A 14,642-nucleotide genomic window follows, 5' to 3' on the forward strand; every position below is an offset into this window, starting at 1 on the left:
ACGGCCATTTCAGACTTTTCCTTGTCGGCCAGATCCTGGCGACCAGCGCCTTCAAACGCGGTGATGGAGTCCTTGCGCTGCTTGATGAGCTTGTCCACGATGGCGACCACGGCAGCGTCGTCCAGCACGATGCGCTCGTCCACTTCCTTTTGTTTCATCGCGGCCTGCAGCAGGCGAATGGTGCCCAGGCGCTCGCTGTCCTTGGCGCGCATGGCGGTTTTCATGTCTTCGGTGATCTGGTCCTTGAGGCTCATGAGGCTTTTCCTTTGTCTTTGTGTTGGTCAGGCAGGGACTTAGGGTTTGCAAAAAGCCCCTCTGGCTAGGCGTAGTGCCGCAGACAGTAGTGTGGCAACGGCAAGGCGCTACAACGACGCCAGAGGGGCTTTTTGCAAACCCGAAAAACAAAAACCCGCGCTTGGCGTCCCTAGCGCGGGTTTGGTGGCTGTCGTCCGTATCGGGGACTGACGGGGCCGAAGCGGTACTTAGTACAGCTTCTTGGGCAGTTGCATGCTGCGAACGCGCTTGTAGTGGCGCTTCACGGCAGCAGCCTTCTTGCGCTTGCGCTCGGCGGTGGGCTTTTCGTAGAACTCGCGGGCGCGCAGGTCGGTCAGCAGGCCCAGCTTTTCAATGGTGCGCTTGAAGCGGCGCAGGGCAACGTCAAAGGGTTCGTTTTCTTTTACGCGGATCGTAGTCATTAGCTAATGTTTTCCAAATGTGCCTGCAGAGGGGCTTGGGGAGATCGGGCCTCAAGTCCGTACAAAGCGGTTTCCCCGTCTGTAACTAGTATTTGGCCGACGGGGCATTGCCAGCAAAGCCGGAGATTATAGCCTCTATCCGCACCAGTTGTGCAAGGCCTGCCTGCCTTTGCGCATGCACCGCACCAGCATGGCCTCTGGCGGTGCGGGGACGTCGGCAATGGCGCGGAAGTTGCTTCGGGTTGTAACACTCCAATTCATCGGTGGGGAGCCCAGGTCATCCGCCCGGGCGGTCCCGCCACAACACCATGGCATTCATGCGCCGAGTATCGGGTTGGCTGGGCCGCCTCAGTGTGGGCCGCAAGCTCATGCTCATTTATCTGCTGGACCTGACGGCGGTGATCTACGTCTCCAGCATCCTCATCCATGAGAAGTACCTGGCCATCGACTTCGCGCGCAAGGAAATCATGGGAACCACCTATGCGGCGGCGGTGCGCGACGGTTTGCTGGGGCAGTTTCTGGATGCCTCTCAGCAGCCACCGCAGGTGGTCGAGGTACTGGCGCGGCTGGCCGTGGTGCGTGAGGCCTACGACGAGCGCTTGCACACCGGCGACGCTGGCCAGCGCTTCAGCGCATCGCTGGAGCAATTGCCCGGCCATGTGTCTCCAGCCCTGGAGGCCTCAGCAAAGGGCCATGCCCAGTCGCTCGCCCACCGCCGTAGCCAGCTGTTGCGCGAGGGGCGTGAGCTGCTCACCACTGTGGGCAACCAGTCCAACCTGATCCTGGACCCGGACCTGGACAGCTACTACGTGATGTCGCTGGTGGTGCTGCGCTTCCCGGAGCTGCTGCAGGCGGTGCACGACACGGTGAGCTTTCTGAGCGCAGCGCCCTCGGCGCGGGGGCCGCAGTGGAACTCGGAGCTGCTCACACTGGTGGGGCGGCTGGATGCGGTGGCGCAGGGCATTGAGTCGGACTACAACCAGGCCTTCATTGCTGGATCGCCCGAGATGCGCGCGACCTTGCGCCCGCAGCGAGAGGCGCTCAATGCGTCGCTGGCGAGCCTGCAGGCCCTGCTGCAGGGCATTGCCGCTGGCGAATCGCGCCTGACGCTGGCCCAGGTGGGCGCGCAGCAGGCCCAGGTGCTGGGCGCGCTGCGCGATGCCTGGTCGGTGGGCATCGTGGACCTGGAGCGCCTCCTGAACCAGCGGGTGGACAGCCTGTTTGCCCGCATGTGGCTGCACCTTGGCACGGCGCTTGTACTGCTGGGCTGCATCCTCTCGCTCGTCACGCTGGTGGCACGCCAGATTGCGAAGCCCCTGCAGCAGTTGGCGCGGGTGGCCGACGAGGTTCGCAAGAGCGGCGATCACACCCTGCGCGCGCAGTGGGGTAGCCGTGACGAAATCGGCCGCCTGTTCACAGCTTTCAACGAGATGCTGTCGCAGCTCGACCGCGACCGCGTGCTACAGCAGGAGCTGGCCGCCAGTGCCCGCGCGGCCGAAGCGCAGCGTGAGCTGGTGGAGGCCTTCCCCATGCCCATGGTGGTCACCTCGATCCCCGAGCACGATGTGCTGCACTCCAATGCGCCCGCTGCCCATTGGCTGGGTGGCCGCAAGACCGACCCATGGGCCGTGGGGCTGGAGCCTGGCGTGCGCGCGCGGTTCTTTCAGCGCCTGGCGGATCAGGGTTTGGTCGATGAGTTCGAGGTGCGCTGGAAGGGCAGCCCCGAGCCGTCCTGGGCTGTGTTGTCGGCACGGCGCCTACAGTTTCAGGGGCGCGATGCGGTGCTCACCGCGTTCACGCCCATCAACGTGCTCAAGGTGATGGAACAGCGCCTGGAGCTGTGGGCCAAGGTGTTCGAGGCATCGTCCGAGGGCATCATCATCATGAACGCCGATCAGCAGATCATCAGTGTGAACAATGCGTTCTGCCGCAGCACGCACTACGACTTCTACGAACTCATAGGCGAAGGCCTGGGCTCGCTGCTGGAGGAGGCTGGGGGCGAGCCGCTGTCGGCGCAGATACGCCGCACCATGGCTGACAAGGAGTCCTGGCAGGGCGAGGTGCGGTTTCGCCGCCGCTCGGGCGAGACTTATCCGGCCTGGCTCATGGTGTCGGCTGTGCGCGAGGGCAAGGGCGGTGCGGTGGCCAACCACATCGGCATTGCCATTGACATCACCGACCGCAAGCACAACGAGGAGCGCATCCAGTTCCTGGCCCACCACGACGTGCTCACCGAATTGCCCAACCGCTCGCTGTGTGTGCAGCGCCTGCAGATGGCGCTTGCGCAGGCGCCCATCACCGGCGAGAAGGTGGCCGTGCTGTTCATCGACCTGGATCGCTTCAAGTCCATCAACGACACGCTGGGCCACCATATCGGCGATGGCCTGCTGCGTTCGGTGGCCGCGCGCCTCACCCAGGCCGTGCGCAGCCGCGACACGGTGAGCCGCCTGGGCGGCGACGAGTTTGTGGTGGTGATGCGCGACGTGGCCGGGCGCGAGGATGTGCAGCAGTTGGTGGAGCGGCGGCTGATCCCGCTTATCCGCCAGAGCCACCCGGTGGAAGGGCATGAGCTGAACGTGTCGTGCAGCGTGGGCATTGCGGTCTACCCCGAGGACGGCAGCGACATCGACGAGCTGATGCGCCGCGCCGACGCCGCCATGTATGAGGCCAAGACCACCGGCCGCGACATGGCGCTCTTCTATTCGATGGAAACCGACCTGCGCGCCGTGGCGCGCCAGACCATGGAGCAGCAACTGCGCCGTGCGCTGGAGCGCAATGAACTGAGCCTGCACTACCAGCCGCGCCTGTCTGCCAGGGGCGCACACCTGCTGGGAGTGGAGGCACTGCTGCGGTGGAACAGCCCGGTGCTGGGCGCCATCCCGCCCAGCGAGTTCATCCCCATTGCCGAAGAGGGCGGCATGATCCGTGCCATCGGCAACTGGGTGCTGCAGCAGGCCTGCGAGCAGTGGGCGTGCTGGCAGGCGCCGCTCCACAGCGGTGGGGAACACCCGAACCCCCACCCGCTGGCGGGCGTGTCGGTGTCGGTCAACCTCTCGGCCGCACAGCTCGCCGACCCGGCGCTGGTGCCTGACATCGAAGCGCTGCTGGCCCGCGTCCACATGCCTGCCCACCGGCTGGAACTGGAGATCACCGAATCGCAGCTCATGGACAACGCCCACGCCGCCGCGCAGCAGCTGGCGGCCCTCAAGGCGCTGGGTGTGCAACTGTCCATCGACGACTTTGGCACTGGCTATTCGAGCCTGGCTTACCTCAAGCGCTTTGACATCGACCGCCTCAAGGTGGACAAGTCCTTTGTGCGCGACATGCTGACCAACCCCGCCGACATGGCCATCACCCGCGCCATCATCGCGCTGGGCCACACGTTGGGGCTGCGCATCGTGGCCGAGGGCGTGGAAGACCTGGCCACGGCCCAGGTGCTGGGCGCGCTGGATTGCGAGGAGCTGCAGGGCTATTACTTCAGCCGCCCGCTGCCGCTGGACCACCTGGAGGCCTGGGCGCTGCAGCATCGTTTGCTGCTGGGTGCTTCATTGCGTGGGCTGGATGCCACCAGCACACAACCCGCACCGCTGATGGGATGACGCCGCGCCGCGCTGTGGGGCGTGCCGTTGTCAGCCCAGGCGAAGGTGGAGCAGAACCGCCAGGCCGGTCAGGATCACGCCCGGCGCCAGATTGCCCAGCCACACGGAGGTGCGCGATGTGGAGCGGCCTGAGATGCGCGAGTCGGCCCGCAGGTAGGCATCGCCTTCGTCGGTGAGCAGCCAGCGCAGCATGACTGCGCCCCCTGCCAACGATCCGACACCCAGCGCTGCGAGGATGGCGACAAAGATGTTGCCGCCGATGCTGGCCGCAGGCACCAGGGCCACGAGGGCTCCGACTGCCGTGGCGGCGGCCTGCAATTTTTCTGCGCGTTCCATCGCATCCATGCCGGTCCCCTGATGAAAAAGACGCCGAGGGTGAAAGCCCGGTGGGCTGGCCCGAGTGTAGGTGCGTTGTTCAGGCGGCGTCTTCCGCTTCAGTGATGCGTCATGCACGACCGGCCAGCGGCAGCGACTGCGCACAGGCATGCGCGCTGGCCCATGCCCACTGGAAGTTGTAGCCGCCCAGCCAGCCTGTCACGTCCACCACCTCGCCAATGAAGTACAGCCCGGGTTGTGTCTTGCACTCCATGGTCTGCTGGGACAGCGCCTTGGTGTCTACACCGCCCAGCGTCACCTCGGCCTTTTTGTAGCTCTCGGTACCCGTGGGTGTCAGCTCCCAGCGCGCCAGTTGCTCGGCCAGCCGCGCCAGGGCCTTGTCGCTGGCCTCGTTGATGGGGCGCTGCCAGTCGGCCTCGCGGCCGGCCCAGGCGTCGGCCAGGCGGCTGGGCACCAGGGTGGCCAGCTCGTTGGCAATCAGCTTGCGCGAGCGCGCCTTACCCTGCGCCAGCGCGGCGGGCAGATCCACGGTGGGCGCAAGGTTGATGGTCAGAGGCGTGCCCTCCTGCCAGTAGCTCGAAATCTGCAGCACCGCCGGGCCCGACAGGCCCCGGTGGGTGAAAAGCAGGTCTTCGTCGAATGCCATACGGGCTTTCTTTTTGCCGCCGGGCCGCCCCAAGGCAAAAACGGCCCCCTCGGGGGGCAGCGACCCGCGCGGCGGTGGAGCGTGGGGGCCTTCATGGACACCGGTGCTGATCTGCACCGGCAGAGCCAGGCCAGCGAGTTGTGCATACGGCGCCCAGCCCGCGCCGTCAAAGGTCAGTGGCACCAGGCCTGGGCGGCGCTCCACCAGCGGGACATTGAACTGCTGTGCCAGCCGGTAGCCAAAGTCGGTGGCACCGATCTTGGGGATCGACAGCCCGCCCGTGGCAATCACCAGCGACCGCGCTTGTACCGGGCCCCGGTCAGTATCAATTTGATAGCTACCAACGCTTGATGGGTGCGCGGAAACGGCCAAAAAAGCTATGTTTTTGACGGCACAAGGCTGCCAATGTGTCACACCACCCGCTGCGCACTCGGCCAGCAGCATGGCAATGATGTCCTCGGCCGAGCGGTCGGCAAACAACTGGCCCTTGTGCTTTTCGTGAAAGGGGATGCCGTGCTTTTGCACCAGCGCGATGAAATCGGCGGGTGTGTAGCGCGACAGCGCCGAGCGGCAGAACTGCGGGTTCTGCCCCACAAAGTGCTTGTGCGGTGCGGCGGGGTCCAGGTCGCGGTTGGTGAAGTTGCAGCGCCCGCCGCCCGATATGCGGATCTTCTCCGCCACCTTATCGGCATGGTCGATGAGCAAGACCTTCAGCCCCCGCTGGCCCGCCTGGCCCGCGCAGAACAAGCCGGCGGCGCCGGCGCCGATGATGATGGCGTCAAAAAATGGAAGGGACACGGGGAGGCATCAAAAGGGACAAAGGCGTGATTGTCCCCTGGCTGCCCCGGGGCCTGCTCCGCACGGCGCGATGCCGATGCAGCGCAGGCCCCAGTCGCCCCTCTCTGCCTCTTGTCTAACCGGTACGCCGGTCAGAACGCCGCGCGCAATGTCACGCTCAGGTTGCGCGGGTCGGCGTAGTTGCCGTAGTCCAGATTGGCCCAGTACTTCTGGTTGGTCACGTTGTTCACCGCCAGCGTGGCGCTGAGTTTGGGGTTGAACTGCCAGGACGCGCGCAGGTTGAGGATGGCCTTGGGCGATTGCTTGACGGTCACCGTGCCGCTCGGGTGCGGGATGTTGAAGCCTTCTATCGAGCTTTGCCACGTGAGGTTGCCGCCCACCGACAGGGGGGCGAGTGCGCCTGAGAGCTGGTAGTCCGTGCCCAGCTGCAGCAGGTAGTCGGGCATGTTGGCCCAGATCAGGTCGGTGGGTGCGCGCGTGACCTTGGCACGGGTAAGGCCTGCGCTCACGCGCCACTGCCGGGTGGCCATGCCTGCAAATTCCAGCTCGAAGCCGGTGGATTTCGTGCCGTTCACGGCCACGTAGGGCAGGGTGCCGTCGGGCAGCGGGGTGGTGATGGCGCTGTCGCGCACGCCGAAGTTGTCCTGCTTGGTCTGGAACACCGCAAAGTGCGCCTGGATGCGGCGCTCGAACAGCTCGGCCTTGAGGCCGGCTTCGGCGTTGCTGCCGATGACGGGCGACAGCGGTGTGTTGCTGCGATCCTTGTAGTTCTGCGGGTTGAAGATGCGCGCGTAGCTGGCGTAGGCCGACAGCGTGGGCGTGATGTCATACACCGCGCCCACATAGGGCGTGGCCTTGCGGTTCTCATCCTGGATGGCTGAGCGGCCCGCATACGTGCCGGTGGTGCCATAGGTGTCGGAGTGGCGGTGCCAGTCGGTCAGGCGCAGGCCGGTGAGCACCGACAGCGGGTCGGCCACGCGCCAGCGTGCCGAGGCGAACAGGCCTGTCTGCTGCGTGATCTGCGTGCGCCAGGCGCCGGTCTTGGAATAAGTGGGTGCAGGCGCGTTGCCATCCCAGGTGTAGATGTTGGGGATCACATGGCTCCAGCCCGCCAGGGAGGTGTAGCCATCGGTGCGCGTGGCGGTGCGGGTGGAGCTCATGCCCACCACCAGGTCGTGCTTGCGGCCACCCAGCTCGAACTTGCCCGACAGGTAGGCGTCCACCGTGTCCTGCTTTTCGCTGCCGCCGCTGACGGCGGCATACAACGTGGTGCCCGCGCCCGTCACCGGGTTGATGAAGGGCGCCTTGGCGGTGGTGGCGCCATAGCCGTAGGTGCTCAGGCGGAAGGTGTCGCCCTCAGTGTGGTTCAGCGCGGCCTTCAGACTCCAGTCCTCGTTGATCTGGTGGTCCAGCGTGGCATAGAACGTGCCCGAGGTGCGCTCCCAGCGTGTCCAGGGAGGCGAGAAGCTGGTGGAGATCGGTAGGTCAATCGGCACGCCCGTGGTGGCAAAGCGCGGGATGGTGCCCCAGATCGGCGCCTTGGGGTCATTGGATTGGCGCTGGTAGCCCACAGACACCACGGTGGCGGTGCCGATGTCTGCCTCCACGGCGACGAGCAGGGCGGTCTTGTCCTCAGAATAGCGGTCGCGAAAGCTTTCCTTCTTTTGCGGCGCCACCACCAGGCGGCTGCGCACGCTGCCGTCGCTGTTGAGCGGGGTGTTGAGGTCCAGCTCGCCCCGGTACAGGTTCCACGAACCGGCCGTGAGCGCCACGGACGCCGCGAACTCCCGCTGCGGGCGCTTGCGGATCATGTTGATGGTGGCCGACGGCACACCCACGCCGGTCTGGATCCCATTGGCCCCGCGCACGATGTCGATGCGCTCGTACAGCGCGGTGTCGAACTCCTGGTTGGTGCTGCTGCTGTAGCTGGGCAGGCCGTCGGTCTGGAAGTCGGTGATCTGAAAGCCCCGCGCGTAGTACAGCGGGCGCTGCGTGTCGTAAAAACTGACAGCAATACCGTTCACGTTGCGCAGCACGGCGTCGATGCTGGTGAGTGATTGGCGCTCGATCTGCGAGCGGGTCACCGTGCTGACCGACTGCGGCGTTTCACGCGGCGTGAGCTGCAGCCGCGTGGACGCGCTTTCGCGCGCACCGGAAACGGTAACGCTGTCTAGCGACTTCGGCTGAATGACCTGGTCGTTGGTCGCAGTGCTGCTCATGGCAGGTTCGGGTGCAGCGGGCGAAGCGGTTTCGCCAGATTGCTGTGCCCATGCGGTGCCAGCAAGGTTGGCTGCCAGGGCGGCGGCGACTGCGAGAGGATGAACGGCACATGCAAGGTGCCGATGGGTAGCAAACATGAAAAGCTCCTGAAGAAAACGCCGGGTCTGGCTGGCTTGCGGCGCTTTTTCCTGAGAGAGCTTGGCTGGCTGACAATCACAAAAATTGTAACGATAAATGCGAATTATTCTCAATATTGGATGATGAAAAGCGGAAAGAACTGCTGTTTCGTTGTCGTCAGGCAACGAGCTCTGGCACCCGGCCTGGGTTCGATGTGGACTTTGGCGCCGATAGGCTGTCGGTCTTGTGTGGCTTTGTTCTTGGTGCCATGGGATGCTTGGCTTTGTGATGTTTTGCTGCGGGTCGCTTCTACAGCCCATGCTCCGCGGCGGTGTCGCAGCCGAGCCCGGCGCGGTAGCATGCGATATCCACCTGCCAAGGACCCCTTCATGAATCCGATCCGCTGTGCCGCTTGTGCCCTGGTGCTGGGATTTCTGGCCCCGGTATGGGCCGTCAACAAATGCACGGGCCCCGATGGCAAGGTATCGTTCCAGGACGGTCCTTGCTTGGTCGGTCAGGGCGAGAAGATGGACGTGAAGCCCGCCATGCAGGGCGCCACCCCTGTTTCGCCCAGCCCCTCCACTGCGAAAGAGGGCGCATTTGGCCTCACCTGGCAGCGCAAGCACTACCTACAGAACCAGGGCGTGCCGCAGGCACGTGCGGCCCTGGAGCGCAACCAGCAGGAGTGTGCGGCAATCGCCCCGGATGCCTCTGTGGCCCATGCGGGCGCGCTGCGGCGCAGTACCCTGGCATCGGGCTCCCAGTTCGCGCAGGAACGCGCAGCGGCAGCGGGCAAGGACAAGGCCGCGTGCGAGGCCCAAACCGAGGAATTGCGCAACCAGCTGAACTCGCTCGAAGCCGAGCTCGGAAAGCTGTAGCCACACTCGGGTTCCAGCGGCGGTGAGGGCACCCGCCCACCGGGGCCTGGGTTCATCGGCTGTTCATGTTCCCCTCACGTACGCCTCATTCAATGGTCAGAGGCGGTCCATGGTGCTTTGGTGAACTGTAGTTCTTGCAGGCAGCCGCTGCGGCAACTGTGAGACCTCACTCTTTCACCCCAGGAAAACCATGAACAAAGCTACCTGTATCGCCATTGCCAGCCTGCTGATCGGTGCTGTTGCACTGCCCGTTTCCGCCAAGGGCCCTGTCGTCAACCAGGCCATCATTGAGGGCGAAGTGCTGGCGGCCCAGCAAACCTGGTGCAAGGCACTGGTTGACATCAGCAGCACCCACGCCTCCAGCGGCCAGGCTGCAGCCAAGGCGCTGGCTGAGAAGGTGATTGACAGCGCCTATGGTTACCAGATGGGTGCGGTCCTGTTCAAGCCGACCCTGACCGAGGCGCCCCAGACGTTCCGAGTGACTCGCGAAGGCGCGCTGTCGTACTTTGTGGGGGGGAATGCGGCATTCCCCAAGGACACCGGTTTTGCGCTCAAGGGCTGGACCAAGTGCGAGATCGCCAACAGTGCTGTGTTCATCGCGGGCGACTCGGCCAGCACCATGGGTAACGTGATGTTGACGGACAAGGCCGGGAAGGTCACTACGGTCGACAAGACCTGGACGTTTGTCAAGGATGACGCGGGCAAGCTGCGCATCGTCGTGCACCATTCGTCGCTGCCCTTCACAGGCAACTGACAAAGCCGTGCGCGGTACGGCAGCTTCCGGGTATGCGGCCACGGGTGCGCAGCAAGCGCACAAGCCCGGCTTCATAATCCAGGCCTTCTTTCGGGGCCTGCCCATGTACCGTGTACGACTCTCTCTGGCATTTGCTGCCCTGGTGGCCCTGGTTTGTATCCAGGCCATCTTCGTGTACTGGGGCGCCAATCGCGTCAACGACTATGCCCAGCACAGTCGGCTGGCCAGTGACATTCTGTCCGAGTTGCTGGATCTGTCGGCCAACAAGCAAAGGCTGCGCGTGTGGGCTTTGCAGCGCCTGATGGGCGCCGATGCCCAGCCCGACCAGCGCGCGCGCCTGGTCGCCGCCATGGTTGCCAGCACCGCCAATCTCGATGATCTGGCACGGCGCGACCTGGCGTTGTGGACCGAGCTGGTGCAGCGCGAACGCGTGAGCATGCCGACCGAGGTGCCCCAGCTCGTAGGTGTTGCAGAGCTGCTGCACGACAACATCCAGGCGGTGGAGGCGCGGCTGGCGCAGTTGGAGCCTTTGGAAGAGGGGGCTGACTTTCCTGCCCTGTGGGCCGAACTTACCCAGGTGTTCGACATGGCGCGTGGGCGTGATCTGCGTGAGCTGATCAATGGCGCCATTGCCAACCAGCGCGCTGCTGTGCCTGTGGCGCGTGCAGCCACCGAGCGTGGCTTGGATGTGCTGCGCGGTCAGGCCATTGGCATGGCCCTCATCACGCTGGCCGTGGCAGTTGTTCTTGCGTTGCACCTTGCGAGGCGGCTGCAGCGCCCTCTGCAGCGACTGCTGGAGGGAACGCAGGCCCTGCAGGCCGGGGCGTTGGATTATCGCGTGGCCATTGGCTCCAAGGATGAATTTGACCGTGTGGCCCAGCACTTCAATGCCATGGCGGCAGAACTGCAGCAGCACCGTGCACGTGCCGACGCTGCTCGCCGCGAGCTGGAGGATGCGGTGCAGGCCCGAACCCAGGAGCTGAGGGCCGCACACGACACTCTGCAGCGCCTCGACCAGCGTCGAAGGCAGCTGTTTGCCGACCTGGGCCATGAACTGCGCACACCCGCCACCTCCATCCGCGGCGAGGCCGAGATCGCACTGCGTGGTGGTGCCAAGCCGGTGGAGGAATACCGCCAGACGCTGACGCGCATTGTGGGCGGGGTGGATCAGCTCACCCGTGTTATTCACGACCTCCTGCTCATTGCCAAAGCCGAAGCCGATCAACTGGTGATGCACCCAGCGGTGGTGGATCTGCGCGCCCTGTTGGGCGATGCCGCCGAACAGGCGACCGCCATGGGGGCGCCCCAGGGCGTGCTGGTTCAATGGCAATTTGACCAGGAAGAGGACGATGGCGCCGAGGCCCTTCCTGCAGGCCCTGTGACCGTGTATGCCGACGCCGACCGGCTGCGCCAGGCACTGATGATCGTTCTGGATAACGCGGTGCGCTACTCCGAGCGGGGAGGCACGGTGCGTGTGGGGCTTTGCAGCCGATCAGCAGGTGTGGAGGTGGTGGTGCGCGATGAAGGCATTGGCATTGACGCAGATGATCTGCCCACCGTGTTTGACCGCTTTGTGCGCGGTCATCGTGCCCGGGCGCACCGTGCCGATGGTACGGGCATTGGCTTGTCTATCGCGCAAACCATCGTGCAAGCGCACCAGGGTAGCATCAACATAGCCAGTGTGCCGCGGCAGGGTACGGTAGTACGCATTGCGCTGCCGTTGCCACGGGCGCAGGCTACCGACGAAGCGAATGCGTAGCAGGGAGGGACAGCATGAATAACATCCTGGTGGTGGAAGACGATGCGCGCGTGGCCGACTTCCTGCTGCGTGGCTTGCGGGCCGAGGGCTACCGCGTGGAACTGACCCGTACCGGGCCCGAAGGCCTGGCCATGGCGCGCGGCGCGGATTCCGATGCGCTGCTGATTCTGGACCTGATGTTGCCGGGCCTGAGCGGCCTGGAGCTGTGCCAGACCCTGCGCGCCGAGGGGCACCAGATGCCCGTGTTGATGCTCAGCGCCCTGAGCAACACCGAAGACAAGGTCAATGGCCTGAGGCTGGGCGCCGATGACTACCTTACCAAGCCGTTCGCCTTTGAGGAGTTGCTGGCCCGCATCGAGGCATTGCTGCGCCGGGGCCGTGAGCAGCGCCAGCGCGCCAGCACCCTGCAGGTGGCCGATCTGGTGCTGGACCTCGAGCGCATGCAGGCCAGCCGCGCTGGCCAGTCCATCACGCTCACTGCGCGCGAGCTGGCCTTTCTGGAGTTGCTCATGAGCGCGCCAGGCCGTGTCTACAGCCGCGAGCGGATACTCTCCAACGTCTGGGGCACCAACGAGGACCCTTTGACCAACGTGGTGGATGTGTATGTGCGCCGCCTGCGCGCCAAAATCGACGAAGGCCATCCGTTGGCGCTGATCAAGACCGTGCGGGGCTTCGGCTACCGGCTGGACGCCACGCTGGATTAGCCAGACAAGGCGCTGCCGCAGGTAGTTACCCTTTCCAGGTGAATGGAAACTTGAACTGCTTCACGAACCCGTTGGGCACGTAGTCTCCCAGCACACCGTATTTTTCGGGCCAAAGCTTGGTACTTTTGACGGCAGTGCCAAACAGGTAGTCTAGAAACGCAAAGTGCGCGGCGTAGTTTTTGTCCAGCGCCTCCTGGTCCTGGCTGTGGTGCCAGTGGTGGAAGTTGGGTGTGACCAGCACGTAGCGCAGCGGCCCCAGGCGCACACTCACGTTGGCATGGTTGAAGACAGCCTGGAAGCCCACGATGACGATGTAGGCGTCGATCACTTCCTTGCTGAAACCCAGCACGTAGATGGGTGCCAGCACAAGGGTGCGGGTGATGAGCAACTCCAGGATGTGCTGGCGTGATCCAGCCATCCAGTCCATGCTTTTGACGCTGTGGTGCACTGCGTGCAGGCGCCATAGCAACGGCACCTCGTGGTAGGCGCGGTGGGTCCAGTATTGCACCAGGTCGGCCACCAGGACGATGAGGAAAAGTGCCACCCAGAAGTTCAGGCCCTGCACCCAGCCGCGGATACCGTCACTTGCCGCCCAGCCGAAGAACTTGTGCACCATGAGATTGGTGGCCAGCAGCACAAAGCCCACCACCATGTGGTTGACGATGAAGTGGTGAAAGTCGGTCTGCCACTCGGCGCGGAAGATGGGCTGCTCCTTGCGAAGCGCAAAAAGCTTCTCGATAAAGATGAAGATCAGCGAGCTTCCCAAAAGGTCCAGGATGAACCAGTCGAGGCCAATATAGGGCGTGTTGTCCGGGAAGTTCGGGTCCACCTCCACCTTGTGGCCACCCAGCAGGGCGGTGAGTACCACCATGGCAAAGGCAAAGGTGGCCAGCCAGCGTGCGCGGTTGAACACGATGTTGACCAGTGAGATGCCGCCCGCAATGGCCATGGCCACCAGCATGATGGAGCGGATCACCGTTACGTCATAGCTTTTGCGCAGTTGCGGTGTGGTGAGGTATTCGGGGAAGTGGAATGCGAGCACGCCGAGAAAACACAGGATGGCCAGCGTGAGCGCAATCACGCCCGACACCAGCCCCTTGCCGGTGCGCAATGCACCATGGCTTTCGGTGAATTCGTTGAGTTTTTCTAGTTCGATCATCGGTTCCTCCTCGCACCCGTTGAGCAGGCGCTGCGCGAGTGTAGCGAAGCCGCCACCGGCAGTGTGTGGGTACAACTTCTGCGCGACCCAGTACATCCGGCTTTCTAAAATCACTCCATGAACATCCCCTCACATCAACTGAGCATGACCGTGCTCATGTCGCCGGACATGGCCAATTTTTCGGGCAACGTGCACGGCGGCGCCATCCTCAAGCTGCTTGACCAGGTGGCTTACTCGTGCGCCAGCCGCTACTCAGGTTGCTACACCGTGACTCTGAGCGTGGACCAGGTGATGTTTTTGCAGCCTATCCATGTGGGCGAACTGGTGACGTTTCTTGCCAGCGTGAACTACACAGGCTCCTCGTCGATGGAGGTGGGCGTCAAGGTGGTGGCTGAGGAGATCCGATCACAGGTGGTGCGGCATGTGAACAGCTGTTTTTTCACCATGGTGGCTGTGGACGAGTTGCGCAAGCCCGTGCAGGTGCCTCCGCTGTCGCCCTCCACGCCCGACGAACGTCGCCGCTGGGATGCCGCCTTGTTGCGCAAGTCCTTGCGCAAGGAGCTGGCGGAGCGGTTCAGGCAGGTGCGCGAAACCACCGGAGCATAGACGGAGGGGAATCGAACAAAAAAAGGGCCCTTGCATGGCAGGAGCCCGTGTCCAATTGGGGGCGTTGCTTAGCGTGCGGCGCAGAAGCCGAACTCTGCAGAGGCTCCAGGTGCCAGCGTCTGATTCCAACTCACGCCCGTCGCGCTCAGGTTGCCACCCCCCTGGGACCAGGTGGCGTTCCACAGGTTGTTGATGGTGCCGCTCACCGGGACGCTGATGGCCCAGTTGCCGGTGGCATTGCCCATGTTGATCACCTTGACCTGCTGGCAGTAGCCCGAACCCCAATCGCTGTTCACCGTCTGCACCACGGAGAAATTGGCAGTCGGCGTGGGGGTTGGTGTGGGAGTCGGGGTGGGCGTTGGCGTGGGGGC

The 14,642-nt window shown here is 64.2% G+C and carries 13 protein-coding genes; 6 read left to right on the forward strand and 7 right to left on the reverse strand.

Going from position 1 to position 14,642, the window contains the following annotated elements:
- On the reverse strand, positions 1 to 254 hold a 254-nt coding region (locus DBR12_RS22680), incomplete at its 3' end, for a GatB/YqeY domain-containing protein (RefSeq protein ID WP_233244372.1).
- 228 nt (positions 255 to 482) lie between these two features.
- Positions 483 to 695, reverse strand: a complete 213-nt coding sequence (rpsU, locus tag DBR12_RS08985) for a 30S ribosomal protein S21 (RefSeq protein WP_007833691.1) — start codon at positions 693 to 695, stop codon at positions 483 to 485.
- Between the two features lie 308 nt (positions 696 to 1,003).
- On the opposite strand from rpsU, the gene DBR12_RS08990 reads away from it, so the two are divergent.
- A complete protein-coding gene (locus DBR12_RS08990) occupies positions 1,004 to 4,294 on the forward strand; it encodes an EAL domain-containing protein (RefSeq protein ID WP_108616942.1) in 3,291 nt (1,096 codons plus the stop codon).
- A gap of 30 nt (positions 4,295 to 4,324) precedes the next feature.
- Here the strand turns inward: DBR12_RS08990 and DBR12_RS08995 are convergent, their stop codons facing one another.
- The 3 genes from DBR12_RS08995 to DBR12_RS09005 all read right to left on the reverse strand — a co-directional run bounded on the left by DBR12_RS08995 (position 4,325) and on the right by DBR12_RS09005 (position 8,293).
- The gene (locus tag DBR12_RS08995; protein WP_108616943.1) at positions 4,325 to 4,639 is read right to left on the reverse strand and encodes a hypothetical protein; all 315 of its coding nucleotides are present in this window, start codon (positions 4,637 to 4,639) and stop codon (positions 4,325 to 4,327) included.
- 100 nt (positions 4,640 to 4,739) lie between these two features.
- Positions 4,740 to 6,074, reverse strand: a complete 1,335-nt coding sequence (locus DBR12_RS09000; RefSeq protein ID WP_108616944.1) for an NAD(P)/FAD-dependent oxidoreductase — start codon at positions 6,072 to 6,074, stop codon at positions 4,740 to 4,742.
- A 131-nt stretch (positions 6,075 to 6,205) separates the two neighbouring features.
- On the reverse strand, positions 6,206 to 8,293 hold the full coding sequence (locus DBR12_RS09005) for a TonB-dependent siderophore receptor (protein WP_233244373.1): 2,088 nt from the start codon (positions 8,291 to 8,293) through the stop codon (positions 6,206 to 6,208).
- Between the two features lie 507 nt (positions 8,294 to 8,800).
- Here DBR12_RS09005 and DBR12_RS09010 point away from each other — a divergent pair.
- From DBR12_RS09010 to DBR12_RS09030, 4 genes are all read left to right on the forward strand, one after another.
- Positions 8,801 to 9,289 (forward strand): DUF4124 domain-containing protein, encoded by a 489-nt coding sequence (locus DBR12_RS09010; RefSeq protein ID WP_108616946.1) that lies wholly within the window; start codon positions 8,801 to 8,803, stop codon positions 9,287 to 9,289.
- A 190-nt stretch (positions 9,290 to 9,479) separates the two neighbouring features.
- Positions 9,480 to 10,043, forward strand: a complete 564-nt coding sequence (locus DBR12_RS09020) for a hypothetical protein (RefSeq protein ID WP_108616947.1) — start codon at positions 9,480 to 9,482, stop codon at positions 10,041 to 10,043.
- A gap of 103 nt (positions 10,044 to 10,146) precedes the next feature.
- Positions 10,147 to 11,802 (forward strand): cell wall metabolism sensor histidine kinase WalK, encoded by a 1,656-nt coding sequence (locus tag DBR12_RS09025; RefSeq protein ID WP_108616951.1) that lies wholly within the window; start codon positions 10,147 to 10,149, stop codon positions 11,800 to 11,802.
- Between the two features lie 14 nt (positions 11,803 to 11,816).
- Positions 11,817 to 12,506, forward strand: a complete 690-nt coding sequence (locus tag DBR12_RS09030) for a response regulator transcription factor (RefSeq protein WP_108616948.1) — start codon at positions 11,817 to 11,819, stop codon at positions 12,504 to 12,506.
- A gap of 25 nt (positions 12,507 to 12,531) precedes the next feature.
- On the opposite strand, the gene DBR12_RS09035 is transcribed toward DBR12_RS09030, so the two are convergent.
- Entirely contained in the window at positions 12,532 to 13,665 is a 1,134-nt protein-coding gene (locus DBR12_RS09035; protein WP_108616952.1) for a sterol desaturase family protein, read from the reverse strand.
- A 117-nt stretch (positions 13,666 to 13,782) separates the two neighbouring features.
- Between DBR12_RS09035 and DBR12_RS09040 the strand changes: the two genes are divergently transcribed.
- On the forward strand, positions 13,783 to 14,271 hold the full coding sequence (locus DBR12_RS09040; protein WP_108616949.1) for an acyl-CoA thioesterase: 489 nt from the start codon (positions 13,783 to 13,785) through the stop codon (positions 14,269 to 14,271).
- Positions 14,272 to 14,339: 68 nt separating this feature from the next.
- Here the strand turns inward: DBR12_RS09040 and DBR12_RS09045 are convergent.
- On the reverse strand, positions 14,340 to 14,642 hold a 303-nt coding region (locus tag DBR12_RS09045; RefSeq protein ID WP_199226662.1), incomplete at its 5' end, for a cellulose binding domain-containing protein.

Origin of the sequence: Acidovorax sp. HMWF029 (assembly GCF_003060895.1) — a bacterium.
In the GTDB taxonomy this organism is placed as follows: domain Bacteria; phylum Pseudomonadota; class Gammaproteobacteria; order Burkholderiales; family Burkholderiaceae_C; genus Acidovorax.

Bases quoted from the DNA above. Each gene is read 5' to 3' on its own strand.
- rpsU (WP_007833691.1), bottom strand. From the start codon at position 695: ATGACTACGATCCGCGTAAAAGAAAACGAACCCTTTGACGTTGCCCTG.
- DBR12_RS08990 (WP_108616942.1), top strand. From the start codon at position 1,004: ATGGCATTCATGCGCCGAGTATCGGGTTGGCTGGGCCGCCTCAGTGTG.
- DBR12_RS08995 (WP_108616943.1), bottom strand. From the start codon at position 4,639: ATGGATGCGATGGAACGCGCAGAAAAATTGCAGGCCGCCGCCACGGCA.
- DBR12_RS09005 (WP_233244373.1), bottom strand. From the start codon at position 8,293: ATGAGCAGCACTGCGACCAACGACCAGGTCATTCAGCCGAAGTCGCTA.
- DBR12_RS09010 (WP_108616946.1), top strand. From the start codon at position 8,801: ATGAATCCGATCCGCTGTGCCGCTTGTGCCCTGGTGCTGGGATTTCTG.
- DBR12_RS09020 (WP_108616947.1), top strand. From the start codon at position 9,480: ATGAACAAAGCTACCTGTATCGCCATTGCCAGCCTGCTGATCGGTGCT.
- DBR12_RS09025 (WP_108616951.1), top strand. From the start codon at position 10,147: ATGTACCGTGTACGACTCTCTCTGGCATTTGCTGCCCTGGTGGCCCTG.
- DBR12_RS09030 (WP_108616948.1), top strand. From the start codon at position 11,817: ATGAATAACATCCTGGTGGTGGAAGACGATGCGCGCGTGGCCGACTTC.
- DBR12_RS09035 (WP_108616952.1), bottom strand. From the start codon at position 13,665: ATGATCGAACTAGAAAAACTCAACGAATTCACCGAAAGCCATGGTGCA.
- DBR12_RS09040 (WP_108616949.1), top strand. From the start codon at position 13,783: ATGAACATCCCCTCACATCAACTGAGCATGACCGTGCTCATGTCGCCG.